Raw genomic sequence first — 539 nt, forward strand, 5'->3', positions numbered from 1 at the left:
AGCGTCAACGCTGCGGGCTCGCTGAAGCGCTCTGACCAATGGGGGTGATGTTCATCGCGCTTCATGGCGATCAATGGCACGACCCCAGCGGCCTCGCAGAGCTCGACGTTGTGCTCACTGAAATAGCCGTTGTCGGCGATGACTTCCTCGGGGTGGTTGAGCCCCTCGGGCAGGGCCTGCACGCCTTCGATCAGGGGGGCGACCTGCTCCTTGTCGTTGGCCGCTTGGGTCACCTGCGCCACCATCACTAACATGGACTCGGTATCCACAAGGGCCTGGGCGTTGTAGCACTGCTCGAAACCGCCACCGGCGATGTGCATGATGCGCGATTCTGCATCGGTGAGGTTGATCTGGTCCTCGGCGCGGGGCTCCGGCGAGGGCGCCTTAGGGGCCTTGCCACCGGGCTTGCGCCCACGGGCCGCGGCCTTGGCTGCGCGCGCGGCGAGCTTGGCTTCGTAGGCGGCCTGCTCCCGGGCGAAGCGCTCGGCGGCGCGTGCCTCGATTTGGCGCTTGGCCTCGGCGATCGCGGCCAGACGTGT

At 67.2% G+C, this 539-nt stretch carries 1 protein-coding gene; it reads right to left on the reverse strand.

Annotated elements, in window-relative coordinates; all coding sequences use genetic code 11:
- A partial coding sequence (locus VBE63_RS31105) for a transposase (RefSeq protein WP_323686795.1) occupies window positions 1-539 on the reverse strand: 539 nt, incomplete at both ends.

The organism is Lamprobacter sp., from assembly GCF_034860625.1.
Lineage (GTDB): Bacteria > Pseudomonadota > Gammaproteobacteria > Chromatiales > Chromatiaceae > Lamprobacter.